The organism is Serratia sp. CY33525, assembly GCF_052169115.1.
Classification (GTDB): Bacteria; Pseudomonadota; Gammaproteobacteria; order Enterobacterales; family Enterobacteriaceae; genus Serratia; species Serratia sarumanii.
The window spans coordinates 16,946-36,968 of the sequence record NZ_JBJNLK010000019.1 but is presented as its reverse complement, the minus strand read 5'-3'; the positions used below and the strand labels follow the sequence as shown (position 1 = coordinate 36,968).

General features: G+C 54.1%; 15 protein-coding genes, 4 tRNA genes, 1 rRNA gene and 1 other RNA gene. 19 read left to right on the top strand and 2 right to left on the bottom strand.

Annotated features, from left to right (window positions below; all coding sequences use genetic code 11):
• From rrf to birA, 3 genes are all read left to right on the top strand, one after another.
• A 5S ribosomal RNA gene (gene rrf / locus ACJ8IM_RS24960) occupies positions 1-113 on the top strand; the annotation flags it as partial.
• Between the two features lie 377 nt (positions 114-490).
• A complete protein-coding gene (gene murB, locus ACJ8IM_RS24955) occupies positions 491-1,528 on the top strand; it encodes a UDP-N-acetylmuramate dehydrogenase (RefSeq protein ID WP_033655350.1) in 1,038 nt (345 codons plus the stop codon).
• Positions 1,525-2,487: a bifunctional biotin--[acetyl-CoA-carboxylase] ligase/biotin operon repressor BirA gene (gene birA, locus ACJ8IM_RS24950; protein WP_033636716.1), complete on the top strand. Its 963-nt coding sequence runs from the start codon at positions 1,525-1,527 to the stop codon at positions 2,485-2,487. Before murB ends, birA begins: the two co-directional genes overlap by 4 nt.
• Before the next feature lie 47 nt (positions 2,488-2,534).
• Here birA and coaA read toward each other — a convergent pair whose 3' ends face one another.
• Entirely contained in the window at positions 2,535-3,485 is a 951-nt protein-coding gene (gene coaA, locus ACJ8IM_RS24945) for a type I pantothenate kinase (protein ID WP_033636718.1), read from the bottom strand.
• Positions 3,486-3,704: 219 nt separating this feature from the next.
• A complete protein-coding gene (locus ACJ8IM_RS24940; protein ID WP_033636719.1) occupies positions 3,705-4,253 on the bottom strand; it encodes a GNAT family N-acetyltransferase in 549 nt (182 codons plus the stop codon).
• A 396-nt stretch (positions 4,254-4,649) separates the two neighbouring features.
• On the opposite strand from ACJ8IM_RS24940, the gene ACJ8IM_RS24935 reads away from it, so the two are divergent.
• The 16 genes from ACJ8IM_RS24935 to ACJ8IM_RS24860 all read left to right on the top strand — a co-directional run bounded on the left by ACJ8IM_RS24935 (position 4,650) and on the right by ACJ8IM_RS24860 (position 20,023).
• Positions 4,650-4,725 (top strand) — tRNA-Thr (locus ACJ8IM_RS24935).
• Between the two features lie 25 nt (positions 4,726-4,750).
• Positions 4,751-4,835 (top strand) — tRNA-Tyr (locus ACJ8IM_RS24930).
• Between the two features lie 46 nt (positions 4,836-4,881).
• Positions 4,882-4,997, top strand: a non-coding RNA gene (locus tag ACJ8IM_RS24925) — RtT sRNA.
• 36 nt (positions 4,998-5,033) lie between these two features.
• A tRNA-Gly gene (locus ACJ8IM_RS24920) sits at positions 5,034-5,108 on the top strand.
• Between the two features lie 6 nt (positions 5,109-5,114).
• A tRNA-Thr gene (locus ACJ8IM_RS24915) sits at positions 5,115-5,190 on the top strand.
• 109 nt (positions 5,191-5,299) lie between these two features.
• On the top strand, positions 5,300-6,484 hold the full coding sequence (gene tuf / locus ACJ8IM_RS24910) for an elongation factor Tu (protein ID WP_015376315.1): 1,185 nt from the start codon (positions 5,300-5,302) through the stop codon (positions 6,482-6,484).
• Between the two features lie 260 nt (positions 6,485-6,744).
• A complete protein-coding gene (gene secE, locus ACJ8IM_RS24905) occupies positions 6,745-7,128 on the top strand; it encodes a preprotein translocase subunit SecE (RefSeq protein ID WP_004929916.1) in 384 nt (127 codons plus the stop codon).
• 1 nt (position 7,129) lies between these two features.
• Entirely contained in the window at positions 7,130-7,675 is a 546-nt protein-coding gene (gene nusG, locus ACJ8IM_RS24900; RefSeq protein ID WP_004929914.1) for a transcription termination/antitermination protein NusG, read from the top strand.
• A 165-nt stretch (positions 7,676-7,840) separates the two neighbouring features.
• Positions 7,841-8,269 (top strand): 50S ribosomal protein L11, encoded by a 429-nt coding sequence (gene rplK / locus ACJ8IM_RS24895; RefSeq protein WP_015376316.1) that lies wholly within the window; start codon positions 7,841-7,843, stop codon positions 8,267-8,269.
• A gap of 3 nt (positions 8,270-8,272) precedes the next feature.
• Positions 8,273-8,977, top strand: coding sequence for a 50S ribosomal protein L1 (gene rplA, locus ACJ8IM_RS24890; RefSeq protein WP_033636720.1), 705 nt, complete (start codon positions 8,273-8,275; stop codon positions 8,975-8,977).
• A 338-nt stretch (positions 8,978-9,315) separates the two neighbouring features.
• Entirely contained in the window at positions 9,316-9,813 is a 498-nt protein-coding gene (rplJ, locus tag ACJ8IM_RS24885; protein WP_004929905.1) for a 50S ribosomal protein L10, read from the top strand.
• Positions 9,814-9,876: 63 nt separating this feature from the next.
• Positions 9,877-10,242 carry a 50S ribosomal protein L7/L12 gene (gene rplL, locus ACJ8IM_RS24880; protein WP_004929903.1) on the top strand — a complete coding sequence of 122 codons (366 nt, stop codon included), beginning with the start codon at positions 9,877-9,879 and terminating at the stop codon, positions 10,240-10,242.
• Positions 10,243-10,574: 332 nt separating this feature from the next.
• Entirely contained in the window at positions 10,575-14,603 is a 4,029-nt protein-coding gene (gene rpoB / locus ACJ8IM_RS24875; RefSeq protein WP_033636721.1) for a DNA-directed RNA polymerase subunit beta, read from the top strand.
• Positions 14,604-14,721: 118 nt separating this feature from the next.
• Positions 14,722-18,945, top strand: a complete 4,224-nt coding sequence (rpoC, locus tag ACJ8IM_RS24870) for a DNA-directed RNA polymerase subunit beta' (protein ID WP_021505232.1) — start codon at positions 14,722-14,724, stop codon at positions 18,943-18,945.
• 167 nt (positions 18,946-19,112) lie between these two features.
• A complete protein-coding gene (locus ACJ8IM_RS24865) occupies positions 19,113-19,559 on the top strand; it encodes a GNAT family N-acetyltransferase (RefSeq protein WP_033655330.1) in 447 nt (148 codons plus the stop codon).
• The gene (locus tag ACJ8IM_RS24860; protein WP_033655328.1) at positions 19,559-20,023 is read left to right on the top strand and encodes an oxidoreductase; all 465 of its coding nucleotides are present in this window, start codon (positions 19,559-19,561) and stop codon (positions 20,021-20,023) included. Before ACJ8IM_RS24865 ends, ACJ8IM_RS24860 begins: the two co-directional genes overlap by 1 nt.

The window sequence follows — 20,023 nt, the reverse complement described above, 5'->3', positions numbered from 1 at the left end:
GGCGGCAATAGCGCGGTGGTCCCACCTGACCCCATGCCGAACTCAGAAGTGAAACGCCGTAGCGCCGATGGTAGTGTGGGGTCTCCCCATGCGAGAGTAGGACACTGCCAGGCATCAAAACAAGCCGAAAGCCCTGAACATCAGTTCAGGGCTTTTTGCTATGGGGAAAATAAATTCCCTGGCTGTATTTATTGCTTATAGAAATACCTCTATTGGCATATGCTGCTTATTTTCATAAGGAAGCATAATGTTTTTTGTCAGAGAAAAAGCTAGCTAAATATATAATTGATAGCTCCAGATTATTATTTAAATAATAAAAATATCTATTTATGAAGATGTTGATGAGAATTATCCGGTTATATCAAGGATAATTCTTAATTCTCCGGTGTATTAGGCGATAAATTTCACGTTAATTAAAACAAATATTAGCCAGACGCCTCGAATCGAGTAGACTAGGCGAAAGATTATTTCTTTATGGGTACTGAACGTTATGTCTACTGAAAGCGCGTCTTTAAAAAACCACAATACGTTTGCGCTCCCGGTCAACGCAGCGCACCTGATCATCGCCGATAGAATTGAGCTGATGCTCAAAGTGTGGCAACAAACGCGAAAGCGTCAGGAGCCGCTGCTGATTCTCGGTGAAGGTAGCAACGTGCTGTTCCTGGAGGATTTTTCTGGCACGGTAATGGTCAATCAGTTGAAAGGTATCGATGTTCGGGAAGATAACGATGCCTGGTATCTCCACGTTAGCTCCGGTGAAAACTGGCATGACCTGGTGCAATATACGCTGCAGGCCGGGATCTGCGGCCTGGAAAACCTGGCGTTGATTCCTGGATTGGCCGGCTCCGCCCCTATCCAGAACATCGGCGCCTACGGCGTCGAATTGAAAGACGTCTGCGAGTATGTCGATCTGCTGGACTTCTCTACCGGTGCTATCGATCGCATTCCGGCTGCCGAGTGTGGTTTCGGTTACCGGGAAAGCATTTTCAAACACCGTTTCCAAACCGGGCATGTCATTGTCGGGCTGGGCCTGCGTCTCAACAAGCAATGGCAACCCAAATTGAGCTACGGCGATCTGGCCAAGCTGGATCCCGCTACGGTGACGCCGCTTCAGGTATTTGAATCCGTATGCGCCATGCGCCGCAGCAAGCTGCCCGATCCGCGTGAAACCGGTAATGCCGGCAGCTTCTTCAAGAATCCGCTGGTGAACGCAGAGAAAGCCGCAGAACTCATCGCCAAATATCCCGGCATGCCGCACTATCCACAGCAGGATGGCCAGGTGAAGCTGGCCGCCGGATGGCTTATCGATCAATGCGAACTGAAAGGATATCGTATCGGCGGCGCTGCGGTACACCGTCAGCAGGCGCTGGTGCTGGTGAACATCGACAACGCCCACAGCCAGGATGTGGTGGCGCTGGCGCGCCACGTACGCAAGACAGTGGCCGATAAATTTGGCGTCTGGCTGGAGCCTGAGGTGCGTTTTATTGGCGCGACCGGTGAGCTGAATGCCGTGGCGGTGCTGTCATGAAAGATACCAAGGTTCCGTTAAAACTGATCGCGCTGCTGGCCGACGGTGAATTTCATTCCGGGGAACACCTGGGTGAGTCACTGGGCATGAGCCGTGCGGCGATCAATAAGCATATTCAGACCATTCGCGAATGGGGGTTGGATGTCTTTACCGTGCCCGGCAAAGGCTACAGCCTGCCTGGCGCCATCCAACTGTTGGAAGCCGAGCGCATCCTCAGCCTGCTGGAAGACAAGCGTGTAAGCGTGTTGCCGGTGGTCGATTCCACCAACCAATACTTGCTGGACCGCATTGCCGAATTGCACTCTGGTGACGCCTGTGTCGCTGAATACCAGCAGGCAGGGAGAGGGCGCCGCGGGCGGCAGTGGATCTCGCCATTCGGCGCTAATTTATACCTGTCGATGTTCTGGCGATTGGAGCAGGGGCCGGCTGCGGCCATGGGGCTTAGCCTGGTGATCGGGATGGTAATGGCGGAAGTTCTGCAGCGTCTCGGTGCGGCCGATGTGCGCGTGAAGTGGCCTAACGATCTCTATCTGAACGATCGTAAATTGGCGGGGATCCTGGTCGAACTGACGGGGAAAACCGGCGATGCGGCTCAACTGGTCATCGGTGCCGGCATCAACCTGGCGATGCGTGATACCAATGCCAGCGCCATTACTCAAGGATGGATTAACCTACAGGAAGCGGGAATTCAGATCGATCGCAATGAGCTGGCTGCAACCCTGCTTAATGAACTGCGTCAGTCGTTGAAACAGTTTGAGATAGACGGACTGGCGCCCTTTATCGGTCGCTGGCGTACCCTGGATAACTTTATCGACAGGCCGGTCAAGCTGCTTATCGGCGAGCGGCAGATTGTGGGTATCGCCCGAGGAATCGATTCGCAGGGCGCGCTGCTGCTGGAACAAGACGGGGAGATCAAGCCCTTCATCGGTGGAGAGATATCGCTGCGCAGCGCAGAATAGTTAGAGAAAGCAGGGGACGGCAACGTCCCCTGAATCGATCGGTAGGCTTACTTTCTTAAACGCACGCTTTCAACGGCGTGGTTAGCGCTTTTGGTCATGATCAGGCTGGCGCGTTCGCGTGTAGGCAATATATTCTGCTGCAAATTCAATCCGTTAATTTCATTCCATAATTGCGTGGCGATATTAATCGCTTCCGGTTCCGGCAATTTTGAATAGTGATGGAAATAAGAATCGGGATTGGAAAATGCGCCTTGACGGAATTTCAGGAAGCGATTGATATACCAGCTTTGCAATAGCGTCTCCGGGGCATCGACATATATAGAGAAGTCGACAAAATCGGAAACGAATACGCGATGCGGATCGTGAGGATAATCCATGCCGCTTTGCAATACGTTAAGCCCTTCCAGGATCAAAATATCCGGTTGCTCGATGACTTTATTACCTTCGGGCACAACGTCATAGATCAAATGAGAATAAACCGGAGCGGTGACGCGTTTGGCGCCGGATTTCACTTCCGACACGAATTTCACCAGGCTATGCATATCGTAAGACTGCGGGAAGCCTTTTTTCTTCATCAGACCGCGCTCGTTCAGCACCTTATTAGGATGCAAGAAGCCGTCGGTCGTGATCAGCTCCACGCTGCGATGTTCAGGCCAGCGGCTCAGCAACGCTTGCAACAGACGAGCGGTCGTGCTCTTACCAACGGCTACGCTGCCGGCGATGCCGATGACATAGGGAATCTTTTGCCCGTCGGTGCCGAGGAATTGCTCCAGCACCGCCTGTCGGCGCAGGTTGGAACTGATATAGAAGTTCAACAGCCGTGACAACGGCAGATAAATCTGCGCAACTTCTTCCAACGAGAGATCTTCGTTAATCCCTTTCAGTTTAACGATCTCTTCTTCCGACAACGTCAGCGGCACCGAATCTCGCAACGCCGCCCATTGGGTACGATCGAACTGTAGGTAAGGCGTTGCTAAAGATTGATCTCTTTTTATCATAAGCCAAATTCTGCCTGTTAACGCAGGTTGGGAAAGGCGCCGGACGCCAACTCCAGAGAATAAACAAGCTGCATATTATAGACAGCTTCGTTTTTGGCGTAGACTTTTTTCGCAAAAGTTGTCGATAGGCAGCAGTTTATGTCAATTGTGCGAAGCGGCGCGCAGTTGATAAAGCGGGGTTGCAAGGCGGCATCATCGGGGCCGGATACCGCCTGAAGGTTAACTGGCGATGGCGCGCGATGGTTGGTTCACGGTGAACAGGCGTTTGTAATAAATAACGGTCGGATGGTAATGCCCATCGGGCCCCGCCGCATAATCCGGCAGCTCGCCCAAACAGCGATAACCCAGGCTGCGATAAAGCGCTTCTGCTGCCGAACCGGCCTGCGTATCCAGGTACAATAGCCCGCGTTGCTGCTGCAGCGCCGAGTGCTCCAGCGTCTTCATCAGCGCCTGACCTACGCCGTTGCGACGAGCGCGGCTATGCACCAACAGCTTCACCACCTCCGCACGATTACGGCCGTTCGGCTTCTGACAGAGTTCGAGTTGCACGGTGCCAACGACGCCGCGCTCGTCGCGGGCAATCCACAGCAGCAGTTCACCTTTAGCCAGGGCCGGTCGCAGACTGTGGAAGTAGCTCTCGGCGTCTTCGTGAGGGATTAAGGTGTCGTAACCGACAGAAGCGCCGTGCGTGACGGCATCGGTCAACAGGCGGGCCAATTCATCCCGGTAAATCGGCAGCGTAGCGGCGTTGATAGGCACTATTTTCATGAGTCATTCCTCCAGATATGGGGGTAATGAAGAGAAGCAATAACTGAGCCACAGCGGCGAAAGGCATGACGACGGCAAAAGGGTGAGGGATCAGTGTAGCTCACGCCTCGGTCCGGGGCAGGTATCCCCTTTTTGGTGCATCGATCCCGCTCACAGTTTACCGTTGCGGGTTAAGTGTTTTGAGAAGGCCGACACGGAGAAAGCGGCGCTCAAGGCTTGCAAAAAGTGGATAAAATTGTAGAGAATGATTGCCGCGAGTGATGAATGTTTGCACGCCGCAGGCTGCGAATTGCATGACAGTATGCAAAATTGACTGATTTGTGAGCGAAAGTGCGCGTAAAGCAATTTTTTTGTTGCATAGGTCGCCCGCTCTACCTAGAATGCGCTGCACTTGATGCCGGCTTAGCTCAGTAGGTAGAGCAACTGACTTGTAATCAGTAGGTCACCAGTTCGATTCCGGTAGCCGGCACCATTCAAGTCACAAGTAGTTAAAATCTGGTGGGGTTCCCGAGCGGCCAAAGGGAGCAGACTGTAAATCTGCCGTCACAGACTTCGAAGGTTCGAATCCTTCCCCCACCACCAAATCTTGCCTTCGGCGATTAACTGAAATGCGATAAATGCCGCAACGGTTGATAGCGGGAGGAGAGGGCGAAAGCCTTCGGCAAGGTTCGAGCTGTGCAGCGCAAGGCGCAGCCGGCCCGAAGGATGCGAGCCGAGTGATGAACAATCCTGCTCCATCCCAAAATTCTACAGAAAAATCAGGTAGCCGAGTTCCAGGATGCGGGCATCGTATAATGGCTATTACCTCAGCCTTCCAAGCTGATGATGTGGGTTCGATTCCCACTGCCCGCTCCAAGATGTGCTGATATAGCTCAGTTGGTAGAGCGCACCCTTGGTAAGGGTGAGGTCGGCAGTTCGAATCTGCCTATCAGCACCACTTCTTAATTTCTCGCCCCCTGATTTTCTTTCTGTTCTGGATTCAACGAGCAAATGCTTGGTTGATGTGGTGATACCACCGATTTATCCGTGTCTTAGAGGGACAATCGATGTCTAAAGAAAAGTTTGAACGTACAAAACCGCACGTTAACGTCGGTACTATCGGCCACGTTGACCACGGTAAAACTACCCTGACTGCAGCGATCACTACCGTACTGGCTAAAACCTACGGCGGTTCTGCACGTGCTTTCGACCAGATCGATAACGCGCCAGAAGAAAAAGCTCGTGGTATCACCATCAACACCTCTCACGTTGAGTATGACACCCCGACTCGTCACTACGCGCACGTTGACTGCCCAGGGCACGCCGACTACGTGAAAAACATGATCACCGGTGCTGCTCAGATGGACGGCGCGATCCTGGTAGTTGCTGCGACTGATGGCCCAATGCCTCAGACCCGTGAGCACATCCTGCTGGGTCGTCAGGTTGGCGTTCCTTTCATCATCGTATTCATGAACAAATGCGACATGGTTGATGATGAAGAGCTGCTGGAACTGGTAGAAATGGAAGTTCGCGAACTGCTGTCCGCTTACGACTTCCCAGGCGACGACCTGCCAGTAATCCGCGGTTCCGCGCTGAAAGCGCTGGAAGGCGAAGCTGAGTGGGAAGCGAAAATCATCGAACTGGCTGAAGCGCTGGACAGCTACATCCCAGAGCCAGAGCGTGCTATCGACAAGCCGTTCCTGCTGCCAATCGAAGACGTATTCTCCATCTCCGGTCGTGGTACCGTTGTTACCGGTCGTGTTGAGCGCGGTATCATCAAAGTTGGCGAAGAAGTTGAAATCGTTGGTATCAAAGACACCGTTAAGTCTACCTGTACTGGCGTTGAAATGTTCCGCAAACTGCTGGACGAAGGCCGTGCTGGTGAGAACGTAGGTGTTCTGCTGCGTGGTATCAAGCGTGAAGAAATCGAACGTGGTCAGGTACTGGCGAAGCCAGGCTCTATCAAGCCACACACCCAGTTCGAATCTGAAGTGTACATCCTGAGCAAAGATGAAGGTGGTCGTCACACGCCATTCTTCAAAGGCTACCGTCCACAGTTCTACTTCCGTACCACTGACGTGACCGGTACCATCGAACTGCCAGAAGGCGTAGAGATGGTAATGCCAGGCGACAACGTGAACATGGTTGTAACCCTGATTCACCCAATCGCGATGGACGACGGTCTGCGTTTCGCAATCCGTGAAGGCGGCCGTACCGTTGGCGCAGGTGTTGTTGCTAAAGTTATCGCTTAATCGCTGATAAAGTTTGACGCGACACGCGGTAAAAGGGCATCATTTGATGCCCTTTTTCTACGCTGTGAACTAGAACCTATCTCATCAGCGATTTTGCAGTCATAATCATTGGTGAGATGGGCTCTTAAACCGTATTGACTGAAATACGTCATGGCGTAAAACACCGGGATAGCGCTGAAGCGGTATCCGATCGGTTTGGTTTGCCTCGCAATGCGAGGCAAAGTTGTTTGTTCTGAATCATCATTGTGACAGGTTGGTTTATGAGTGCGAATACCGAGGCTCAAGGGAGCGGACGCGGCCTGGAAGCGGCAAAGTGGCTGATCGTCGCCGTTCTGTTGGTTGTGGCTATTGTCGGTAACTATTACTACCGTGATTTAAGCCTGCCATTGCGCGCGCTGGCAGTTGTGCTGATCATCGCCGTTGCAGGTGCAGTGGCTCTGATGACCACCAAAGGCAAAGCCACCGTTGCGTTTGCCCGCGAAGCGCGTACCGAAGTACGTAAAGTGATTTGGCCAACTCGTCAGGAAACGCTACACACCACGTTGATCGTTGCCGCGGTAACCGCCGTGATGTCACTGATTCTGTGGGGGCTGGATGGTATTCTGGTCCGTCTGGTGTCGTTTATTACTGGCCTGAGGTTCTAAAATGTCTGAAGCTCCAAAAAAACGTTGGTACGTCGTTCAGGCGTTTTCCGGTTTTGAAGGTCGCGTAGCACAATCGCTGCGTGAACACATCAAACTGCACGATATGGAAGAGTTGTTCGGCGAAGTGATGGTGCCTACGGAAGAAGTGGTTGAAATCCGTGGCGGCCAACGTCGCAAGAGCGAGCGTAAATTCTTCCCTGGCTACGTGCTGGTGCAGATGGTGATGAATGACGCCAGCTGGCACCTGGTGCGCAGCGTACCGCGCGTCATGGGGTTCATCGGCGGTACGTCTGACCGTCCTGCGCCGATCAGCGATAAAGAAGTTGATGCGATCATGAACCGCCTGCAGCAGGTTGGTGACAAGCCGCGTCCGAAAACGCTGTTCGAACCGGGCGAGCTGGTGCGCGTCAACGACGGCCCGTTTGCCGATTTCAACGGCGTGGTCGAGGAAGTCGATTACGAGAAGAGCCGCCTGAAAGTTTCCGTTTCCATCTTTGGCCGTGCAACGCCGGTGGAACTGGACTTCAGCCAGGTTGAGAAAGGCTGATCGAATAATCAGCAACGAGTGGCCCGTTGCCGCTTGTCAAAGGCGCGAAATTGAACTACAATTTCGCGCCTTTTGTTTTTAGATGCCTTGCCTGATGCATGTTGGGCGGGGTGAAACACGGGGAGCCTCTTGCGAGGCGATACTACCCAAACCGAGGAAATTTAAATGGCTAAGAAAGTACAAGCCTACGTCAAGCTGCAAGTTGCAGCTGGTATGGCGAACCCGAGCCCACCAGTGGGTCCAGCTCTGGGTCAGCAGGGCGTTAACATCATGGAATTCTGTAAGGCATTCAACGCTAAGACTGACAGCGTTGAAAAAGGTCTGCCGATTCCGGTTGTTATCACCGTTTATTCTGATCGCTCCTTCACTTTCGTTACCAAAACCCCGCCAGCAGCAGTTCTGCTGAAAAAAGCGGCTGGTATCAAGTCTGGTTCCGGTAAGCCGAACAAAGACAAAGTAGGTAAAGTGACTCGTGCTCAGGTACGTGAAATCGCAGAAACCAAAGCTGCGGACATGACTGGTTCTGACGTTGAAGCGATGACTCGCTCCATCGAAGGTACCGCTCGTTCCATGGGCCTGGTAGTGGAGGATTAAGAGATGGCTAAGCTGACCAAGCGCATGCGCGTGATCCGTGACAAAGTTGATGCTACTAAACAGTATGACATCGCTGAAGCTGTTGCTCTGCTGAAAGAGCTGGCCACCGCTAAATTCGTAGAAAGCGTTGACGTTGCCGTTAACCTCGGCATCGACGCTCGTAAATCTGACCAAAACGTTCGTGGCGCTACCGTTCTGCCACACGGCACCGGTCGTTCCGTTCGCGTTGCCGTATTTGCCCAAGGCGCTAACGCTGAAGCAGCAAAAGCTGCTGGCGCAGAGCTGGTAGGTATGGACGATCTGGCTGACCAGATCAAGAAAGGCGAAATGAACTTCGACGTTGTTATTGCTTCCCCGGATGCAATGCGCGTTGTAGGTCAACTGGGCCAGATCCTGGGTCCACGCGGCCTGATGCCAAACCCGAAAGTGGGTACCGTTACTCCGAACGTTGCTGAAGCAGTGAAAAACGCTAAAGCAGGTCAGGTTCGCTACCGTAACGACAAAAACGGCATCATCCATACCACTATCGGTAAGGTTGATTTCGACGCAGACAAACTGAAAGAAAACCTGGAAGCCCTGCTGGTTGCGCTGAAAAAAGCAAAACCTTCTCAGGCGAAAGGCATGTACATCAAGAAAGTTAGCCTCTCCACCACCATGGGTGCTGGCGTTGCTATCGATCAGAGCGGTCTGTCTGCTGCAGCGAACTAATCGCATTTGCGATTATCGCTTTGACTTGGGGCCAAGATTTGTCTAGAATCTTATGCCCCAAGGTTTTGCTATTGGCTATGCCGTAGGCAAAACAAAGATTTTTCGGTTGGAGCCTGGCCTATCCAGGCCTCCGTCCAAGACCGCAGGTGTATCGCAAGATACTTAATCCTTCCTGCGTAGACGGTGACAGAGCCTAAGAAAATTTTTCTTTTTTATAAAAGAATGTCTTTGCTGGATTCTGCTCACCGTGTTAAGCCGCTCGGCGTGGCGTTTTACAAAGCGCCGAGTGAAGTGAGTTCCGGGGGATTTTCCCCGGCTAATCCAGGAGCAAAAAGCTAATGGCATTAAATCTTCAAGACAAACAAGCGATTGTTGCTGAAGTCAGCGAAGTAGCCAAAGGCGCGCTGTCTGCGGTTGTTGCGGATTCCCGCGGCGTTACCGTAGATAAAATGACTGAACTGCGTAAAGCAGGTCGTGAAGCTGGCGTTTACATGCGTGTTGTTCGCAACACCCTGATGCGTCGCGTAGTTGAAGGCACTCCATTCGAATGCCTGAAAGACACGTTTGTCGGTCCAACCTTGATTGCATTCTCTCACGAACACCCGGGCGCTGCTGCTCGTCTGTTCAAAGAGTTCGCGAAAGCGAATGCAAAATTCGAGGTTAAAGCTGCGGCCTTTGAAGGTGAGCTGATCCCAGCGGCGCAAATCGACCGCCTGGCGACGCTGCCAACTTACGAAGAAGCGATCGCACGCCTGATGGCAACCATGAAAGAAGCCGCTGCCGGCAAACTGGTTCGCACTCTGGCTGCAGTACGCGATCAGAAAGAAGCGGCGTAAGCCACTCTTTCTTAGCCTTTGCTAACGTATTTAAACTATTTCTGAATTTTAGGAACAATTGTTATGTCTATCACTAAAGACCAAATCCTGGAAGCAGTTGCCGCTATGTCCGTAATGGACGTTGTTGAACTGGTTTCCGCTATGGAAGAAAAATTCGGCGTTTCTGCTGCTGCTGCTGTAGCTGTAGCTGCTGGCCCGGCTGAAGCTGCTGAAGAGAAAACTGAATTCGACGTTATCCTGAAAGCTGCTGGCGCTAACAAAGTTGCTGTTATCAAAGCAGTACGTGGCGCTACCGGCCTGGGTCTGAAAGAAGCTAAAGACCTGGTTGAATCTGCTCCAGCCGCTCTGAAAGAAGGCGTGAGCAAAGATGACGCAGAAGCTCTGAAAAAATCTCTGGAAGAAGCTGGCGCTGAAGTTGAAGTTAAATAAGCCAACCTTTCCGGTTGCAGCCTAGTCTTTTAGGCTGATGGCTGGTGACTTTTTAGTCACCAGCCTTTTTGCGCTGTAGGGCGCCAGTAGCGTTTCACACTGTTTGGCTGCTGGTTTCGCCTCCCAATGTTTGTTTCTATTGACGACTTAATATACCGCGGTCTTTGCACTACCAGGAGTTCTGGGGGAAGACGCGATGAAATGGTTTAAGCGTGATAGCAAGAGACATTGCGGAAAGTGTTCCCGCTTTCCGGTCGACAAAACGGTGCTGCATGAACTGTCCCTAATCGGACGGACAGATTGGGTCACTGATCAGCGAGCTGAGGAACCCTATGGTTTACTCCTATACCGAGAAAAAACGTATTCGTAAGGATTTTGGTAAACGTCCACAAGTGCTGGACATACCATATCTCCTTTCTATCCAGCTTGACTCGTTCCAGAAGTTTATCGAGCAAGATCCAGAAGGGCAGTACGGCCTTGAAGCCGCATTCCGTTCTGTTTTCCCTATCCAGAGCTACAGTGGCAATTCGGAGCTGCAATACGTTAGCTACCGTCTTGGTGAGCCGGTCTTCGACGTCAAAGAGTGCCAGATCCGTGGTGTGACGTTCTCTGCACCGCTGCGCGTAAAACTGCGCCTGGTTATCTATGAGCGCGAAGCGCCTGAAGGTACGGTCAAAGACATCAAGGAACAAGAAGTCTACATGGGCGAAATTCCGCTCATGACCGAAAACGGCACCTTTGTGATCAACGGTACTGAGAGGGTTATCGTATCTCAGTTGCACCGTAGTCCTGGCGTATTCTTCGACAGCGATAAGGGTAAAACCCACTCCTCGGGTAAAGTGCTGTACAACGCACGCATCATCCCTTACCGCGGTTCATGGTTGGACTTCGAGTTCGATCCGAAGGACAACCTGTTCGTGCGTATTGACCGTCGCCGCAAACTGCCTGCGACCATCATTCTGCGCGCGCTGAACTACACCACTGAACAGATCCTCGACCTGTTCTTTGACAAGATCGTCTTCGAAATCCGTGACAACAAGCTGCAGATGGAGCTGGTGCCAGAGCGCCTGCGTGGTGAGACCGCTTCGTTCGACATCGAAGCCAACGGCAAGATCTACGTAGAGAAAGGCCGTCGCATCACCGCTCGTCATATCCGTCAGCTGGAAAAAGACGACATTCAGAGCATTGAAGTACCGGTAGAGTACATCGCGGGCAAAGTGGTCGCGAAAGACTATATCGATACCAATACCGGCGAACTGATCTGCGCAGCCAACATGGAGCTGTCGCTGGATCTGCTGGCCAAGCTGAGCCAGTCCGGCCACAAGCGCATCGAAACGCTGTTCACCAACGATCTGGATCACGGCGCGTATATCTCTGAAACGCTGCGCGTCGATCCGACCACCGATCGTCTGAGCTCGTTGGTAGAAATCTACCGCATGATGCGCCCTGGTGAGCCGCCAACGCGCGAAGCTGCCGAAAGCCTGTTCGAGAACCTGTTCTTCTCCGAAGACCGCTACGATCTGTCCGCGGTTGGCCGTATGAAGTTCAACCGTTCTCTGCTGCGCGACGAGATCGAAGGTTCGGGCATCCTGAGCAAAGACGACATCATCGAAGTGATGAAGAAGCTCATCGATATCCGTAACGGCAAGGGCGAAGTGGACGATATCGACCACTTGGGCAACCGTCGTATCCGTTCCGTCGGCGAGATGGCCGAGAACCAGTTCCGCGTAGGTCTGGTGCGTGTTGAGCGTGCGGTGAAAGAGCGTCTGTCTCTGGGCGATCTGGATACCCTGATGCCTCAGGACATGATCAACGCCAAGCCGATTTCGGCGGCGGTGAAAGAGTTCTTCGGCTCCAGTCAGCTGTCCCAGTTCATGGACCAGAACAACCCGCTGTCCGAGATCACGCACAAGCGTCGTATCTCCGCACTGGGCCCGGGCGGTCTGACCCGTGAGCGCGCCGGCTTTGAAGTTCGAGACGTACACCCGACTCACTACGGCCGCGTGTGCCCAATCGAAACGCCGGAAGGTCCAAACATCGGTCTGATCAACTCCCTGTCCGTGTACGCACAGACTAACGAGTATGGCTTCCTGGAAACCCCGTACCGCCGCGTGCGTGACGGCGTGGTGACCGATGAAATCAACTACCTGTCTGCTATTGAAGAAGGCAACTTCGTTATCGCCCAGGCGAACTCCAACCTGGATGAAGAAGGCCGCTTCGTAGAAGACCTGGTCACCTGCCGCAGCAAAGGCGAATCAAGCCTGTTCAGCCGCGACCAGGTTGACTACATGGACGTATCCACCCAGCAGGTTGTTTCCGTTGGTGCTTCACTGATTCCATTCCTGGAACACGATGACGCCAACCGTGCATTGATGGGTGCGAACATGCAACGTCAGGCCGTACCTACCCTGCGCGCTGACAAGCCGCTGGTTGGTACCGGTATGGAACGCGCCGTAGCGGTTGACTCCGGCGTAACCGCCGTTGCCAAACGCGGCGGTGTGATCCAGTACGTGGATGCTTCCCGTATCGTTATCAAAGTTAACGAAGACGAGATGTACCCGGGCGAAGCAGGTATCGATATTTACAACCTGACCAAGTACACCCGTTCTAACCAGAACACCTGCATCAACCAGATGCCGTGTGTGAATCTGGGTGAGCCAATCGAGCGCGGCGACGTGCTGGCGGATGGCCCATCGACAGACCTGGGCGAACTGGCACTGGGCCAGAACATGCGCGTAGCGTTCATGCCTTGGAACGGCTACAACTTCGAAGACTCCATCTTGGTCTCCGAGCGCGTGGTGCAGGAAGATCGCTTCACCACCATCCACATCCAGGAACTGGCGTGCGTGTCTCGCGACACCAAGCTGGGGCCTGAAGAGATCACTGCCGACATCCCTAACGTGGGTGAAGCTGCGCTCTCCAAGCTGGATGAATCCGGTATCGTGTATATCGGTGCTGAAGTGACCGGCGGTGACATTCTGGTCGGTAAGGTAACGCCTAAAGGCGAAACCCAGCTGACGCCGGAAGAGAAACTGCTGCGTGCGATCTTCGGTGAGAAAGCGTCTGACGTTAAAGACTCTTCTCTGCGTGTACCGAACGGCGTTTCCGGTACGGTTATCGACGTGCAGGTCTTCACCCGCGATGGCGTGGAAAAAGACAAGCGCGCGTTGGAAATCGAAGAGATGCAGCTGAAGCAGGCGAAGAAAGACCTGACTGAAGAACTGCAGATCCTGGAAGCCGGCCTGTTTGCGCGTATCCACGCGGTGCTGGTTGCCGGTGGCATCGAAGCCGACAAGCTGAGCAAGCTGCCGCGCGATCGCTGGCTGGAACTGGGCCTGACCGACGAAGAGAAGCAAAACCAGCTGGAGCAGTTGGCTGAGCAGTACGACGAACTGAAATCCGACTTCGAGAAGAAGCTGGAAGCCAAGCGTCGTAAGATCACTCAGGGCGACGATCTGGCGCCGGGCGTGCTGAAAATCGTCAAGGTTTATCTGGCCGTTAAACGTCAGATCCAACCGGGTGACAAGATGGCGGGCCGCCACGGTAACAAGGGTGTTATCTCCAAGATCAACCCGATCGAAGATATGCCTTACGATGAAAACGGCACGCCGGTAGACATCGTACTGAACCCGCTGGGCGTACCATCACGTATGAACATCGGTCAGATCCTGGAAACCCACCTGGGTATGGCTGCGAAAGGCATCGGTGAGAAGATCAACCAAATGCTGAAGCAGCAGCAGGAAGTGGCCAAGCTGCGTGAGTTCATCCAGAAGGCCTACGATCTGGGCGACGACGTTTGCCAGAAAGTTGACCTGAACACCTTCAGCGACGACGAAGTGCTGCGTCTGGCAGAGAACCTGAAAAAAGGTATGCCGATCGCAACGCCGGTGTTTGACGGTGCGAAAGAGACTGAAATCAAGCAACTGCTGGAAATGGGCGGTATCCCGACCTCCGGTCAGATCACGCTGTTCGATGGCCGTACCGGTGAGCAATTCGAGCGCCAGGTTACTGTCGGCTATATGTACATGCTGAAACTGAACCACTTGGTTGACGATAAAATGCACGCCCGTTCAACCGGTTCTTACAGCTTGGTGACTCAGCAACCTCTGGGTGGTAAAGCGCAGTTCGGTGGTCAACGCTTCGGTGAGATGGAAGTGTGGGCACTGGAAGCATACGGCGCGGCTTATACCCTGCAGGAAATGCTCACCGTTAAGTCGGATGACGTTAACGGCCGTACCAAGATGTACAAAAACATCGTGGATGGCGACCACCGGATGGAGCCAGGCATGCCGGAATCCTTCAACGTACTGTTGAAAGAAATCCGCTCGCTCGGCATCAACATCGAACTGGAAGACGAGTAATCGTCATTCCGGCTCAGGCTCCCCGCCTAAGGGAGCCTGAGGGTGGTTGTTCAGGTCACACGGGTACCTACTGCGGTTGTGGGTACCCAACAGGTTTAACTCCGACAGGAGCCAATCCGTGAAAGACTTATTGAAGTTTCTGAAAGCGCAAACTAAGACCGAAGAGTTTGATGCGATCAAGATTGCTCTGGCCTCGCCAGACATGATCCGTTCGTGGTCGTTCGGTGAAGTTAAGAAGCCGGAAACCATTAACTACCGTACGTTCAAACCAGAGCGTGACGGCCTTTTCTGCGCCCGTATCTTCGGGCCGGTAAAAGATTACGAGTGCCTGTGCGGTAAGTACAAGCGCTTGAAACACCGCGGCGTGATCTGTGAGAAGTGCGGCGTTGAAGTGACCCAGACCAAAGTGCGTCGTGAGCGCATGGGCCACATCGAGCTGGCTTCGCCGACCGCGCACATCTGGTTCCTGAAATCGCTGCCATCCCGCATCGGTTTGCTGCTGGATATGCCGCTGCGTGACATCGAACGCGTACTGTACTTCGAATCCTATGTGGTGGTCGAAGGCGGTATGACCAACCTCGAGCGTCGTCAGATCCTGACTGAAGAGCAGTATCTGGACGCGCTGGAAGAGTTCGGTGACGAATTCGACGCCAAGATGGGTGCGGAAGCTATTCAGGCCCTGTTGAAAAACATGGATCTGGAAGCCGAGTGCGAGCAGCTGCGTGAAGAGCTGAACGAAACCAACTCCGAAACCAAGCGCAAGAAGCTGACCAAGCGTATCAAGCTGCTGGAAGCGTTCGTGCAGTCCGGTAACAAACCGGAGTGGATGATCCTGACCGTGCTGCCGGTACTGCCGCCGGATCTGCGTCCTCTGGTTCCGCTGGATGGCGGTCGTTTCGCGACCTCGGATCTGAACGATCTGTATCGCCGCGTGATCAACCGTAACAACCGTCTGAAACGCCTGCTGGATCTGGCTGCGCCGGACATCATCGTGCGCAACGAAAAGCGTATGCTGCAAGAAGCGGTAGACGCCCTGCTGGATAACGGCCGTCGCGGTCGTGCCATCACCGGTTCCAACAAGCGTCCTCTGAAATCTTTGGCCGACATGATCAAAGGTAAGCAGGGTCGTTTCCGTCAGAACCTGCTCGGTAAACGCGTTGACTACTCCGGCCGTTCCGTAATCACCGTAGGTCCATACCTGCGTCTGCATCAGTGCGGTCTGCCTAAAAAGATGGCGCTGGAGCTGTTCAAACCGTTCATCTACGGCAAGTTGGAGCTGCGTGGCCTGGCCACCACCATCAAAGCCGCCAAGAAAATGGTTGAGCGTGAAGAAGCCGTCGTTTGGGATATCCTGGACGAAGTGATCCGCGAACACCCGGTACTGCTGAACCGTGCACCAACCCTGCACCGTTTGGGTATCCAGGCGTTTGAACCGGTTCTGATCGAAGGTAAAGCGATCCAGCTGCACCCGCTGGTTTGTGCGGCCTATAACGCCGACTTCGATGGTGACCAGATGGCCGTTCACGTACCGCTGACGCTGGAAGCCCAGCTGGAAGCGCGTGCGCTGATGATGTCCACCAACAACATCCTGTCCCCTGCGAACGGCGAGCCAATCATCGTTCCTTCTCAGGACGTTGTACTGGGTCTGTACTACATGACCCGCGACTGTGTTAACGCCAAGGGCGAAGGCATGGTGCTGAACGGTTCCAAAGAAGCTGAGCGTGTTTACCGCGCCGGCCTGGCGTCTCTGCATGCGCGCGTTAAAGTGCGTATCACCGAAGACGTCAAAAACGCCGAAGGCGAATGGACTTCTCAGACCAGCATCATCGACACCACCATCGGCCGCGCCATCCTGTGGATGATCGTACCGAAAGGTCTGCCGTACGCGATCGTTAACCAGCCTTTGGGCAAGAAAGCGATCTCCAAGATGCTGAACACCTGTTACCGCATCCTGGGTCTGAAGCCGACCGTTATCTTTGCTGACCAGATCATGTACACCGGTTTTGCTTACGCAGCCCGTTCCGGCGCTTCCGTAGGTATCGACGACATGGTTATCCCGGCCAAGAAAGCGGAGATCATCGAAGAAGCGGAAACCGAAGTTGCCGAGATCCAGGAGCAGTTCCAGTCTGGTCTGGTTACCGCCGGCGAACGCTACAACAAAGTGATCGATATCTGGGCTGCAGCGAACGAACGCGTTGCGAAAGCGATGATGGAAAACCTGTCGGTAGAAGACGTGGTTAACCGTGACGGCGAAGTGGAACAGCAAGTTTCCTTCAACAGCATCTTTATGATGGCCGACTCCGGTGCGCGTGGTTCCGCCGCTCAGATTCGTCAGCTGGCCGGTATGCGTGGTCTGATGGCGAAGCCGGACGGCTCCATCATCGAAACGCCAATCACCGCGAACTTCCGTGAAGGTCTGAACGTACTCCAGTACTTCATCTCCACCCACGGTGCTCGTAAAGGTCTGGCGGATACCGCACTGAAAACCGCGAACTCCGGTTATCTGACCCGTCGTCTGGTTGACGTGGCGCAGGATCTGGTTGTGACCGAAGACGACTGTGGCACCCACGACGGCATCCTGATGACTCCGGTTATCGAAGGTGGCGACGTGAAAGAGCCGCTGCGTGAACGCGTTCTGGGCCGTGTGACGGCAGAAGACGTCCTCAAGCCGGGTACGGCGGACATTCTGGTGCCACGCAACACCCTGCTGAACGAGAAGGCGTGTGACCTGTTGGAAGAGAACTCTGTCGACAGCGTTAAAGTCCGTTCCGTGGTGAGCTGTGAAACCGACTTTGGTGTGTGCGCAAACTGCTATGGTCGCGACCTGGCACGTGGCCACATCATCAACAAAGGTGAAGCCATCGGCGTTATCGCGGCACAGTCCATCGGTGAGCCGGGTACACAGCTGACGATGCGTACGTTCCACATCGGTGGTGCGGCATCTCGTGCGGCTGCTGAATCCAGCATCCAGGTGAAAAACAAGGGTAGCATCAAGCTGAGCAACGCGAAGTTCGTTATGAACGCTGCGGGCAAGCTGGTGATCACCTCGCGTAACACCGAACTGAAACTGATCGACGAATTCGGCCGTACCAAAGAAAGCTACAAGGTGCCTTACGGTGCCGTGATGGGCAAAGGCGACGGTGAAGAAGTTAACGGCGGCGAAACCGTTGCTAACTGGGATCCGCACACCATGCCGGTCATCAGTGAAGTCAGCGGCTTCATTCGCTTCGCGGACATGGTCGACGGCCAGACCATTACTCGCCAGACCGACGAACTGACCGGTTTGTCTTCTCTGGTAGTTCTGGACAGCGCAGAGCGTACCGGTAGCGGTAAAGACCTGCGTCCGGCACTGAAAATCGTTGACGCTCAGGGCGAAGATGTATTGATCCCAGGCACCGATATGCCTGCTCAATACTTCCTGCCGGGCAAAGCGATCGTTCAGCTGGAAGACGGCATTCAGATCGGTGCGGGTGATACCCTGGCGCGTATTCCTCAGGAATCCGGCGGTACCAAGGATATTACCGGTGGTCTGCCGCGCGTTGCCGACCTGTTCGAAGCACGTCGTCCGAAAGAGCCGGCAATCCTGGCTGAAATCAGCGGGATTATCTCGTTCGGTAAAGAGACCAAAGGCAAACGTCGCCTGGTGATCTCTCCGCTGGACGGCAGCGACGCTTACGAAGAGATGATTCCGAAATGGCGTCAGCTTAACGTGTTCGAAGGCGAAGTGGTGGAACGTGGCGACGTCGTATCCGACGGCCCAGAGTCTCCGCACGACATTCTGCGTCTGCGTGGCGTGCATGCGGTTACCCGCTACATCACCAACGAAGTGCAGGAAGTTTACCGTCTGCAAGGCGTTAAGATTAACGATAAGCACATCGAAGTTATCGTTCGTCAGATGCTGCGTAAAGGCACTATCGTTAGCGCTGGTGGCTCCGAGTTCCTGGAAGGCGAGCAGGCTGAAGTGTCTCGCGTCAAGATTGCCAACCGTCAGCTGGAAGCTGAAGGTAAGATCCCGGCAACCTTCTCGCGCGATCTGCTGGGTATCACCAAGGCTTCCTTGGCGACCGAGTCCTTCATCTCCGCCGCATCGTTCCAGGAAACGACGCGCGTTCTGACCGAAGCTGCCGTAGCCGGCAAGCGTGATGAACTGCGTGGCCTGAAAGAGAACGTCATCGTGGGCCGTCTGATCCCAGCCGGTACCGGTTACGCTTATCATCAGGATCGCATGCGTCGCCGTGCTCAGGGTGAAGCGCCGGTTGTTCCGCAAGTCAGCGCGGAAGAAGCGACGGCTAACCTGGCCGAGCTGCTCAACGCAGGCCTGGGCGGCAGCGACGACGAGTAATCGTCATCCGCGCCGCGGGCCCGGCATGCCGGGCCCATCGCCAGATAAACCGCCCCCTCGGGGGCGGTTTTTTTTCGCCTCATGCCGGGGCAGAGCAAACTTTGCTACTATGGTTACAGCAGAAATTGACCGGCGCTTTTTACCTGACAACCAAGGACAGTGCGAACATGGACAGCCTCATTACCTTCGAAAAATTGACGGCGCAACACCTGCCTTACCTGTATGAGATCCGCTTTTCCGTTGAGGAAAACCTGCTGCATCCGCATCAGATCCAGTATCTGCAGCGCAAACAGGCGCTGGAGGACATCAACCAGGGCGGCGGCTGGATCTGCAAGCATGGCGACGACTATGCCGGCGTTGGCTTCGGGCTATTCATCCCTGAACCGCTGATCGGCGGCCTGTTCGTGAAGCCGGAATACCAGTCGAAGGGGATCGGCTCCGCCTTGCTGGCACGGATCACTCACTGGATGTTTGAACACGGCGCCGAAGCGATCCACTTAACCACCGATCCCGGCTCCAAAGCCGAAGGCTTTTATCAACATCACGGCTGGGCCGTGGTCGGGCAGGATGAATTCGGCCAGGTCGAACTGGTGAAACGCAAAGAGGGTGACTGATGAAAATCAACGGATTGATGACGTTACTGCTGCTTTCGCTGTTCAGCGCGCCGCTGTATGCGGCCGTTGACTATTTTTACCTGAAGCCGCTCGACGGCGAGAAGATCAAGATAACCCGGCAGATGCTGGAGGCGATGCCGTCGCACACGATTAAAACCTCGACCAATTTCACCCCGGAAGATACGTTCACCGGCGTTGAGCTTGCGGAGCTGGTGAAAGCCTATCATCTGAAAGGCCAGTCGGTGCGCGCTTTCGCCTGGGATGATTACTCCTATTCGATGCCGATTGACGAGATGACTAAATACCGCGTGATCGTCGCCTATCAGCGCGGCGGCAAGCCGATCGACGTTGGGGAACTGGGGCCGTTCGCCATTATTTATCCGCGCGATAGCTACGCCGAGCTGAATAACCTGGATGTGAACGCGAAAACCGTCTGGCAAGTTAAACGGTTGGAGCTGAAATAA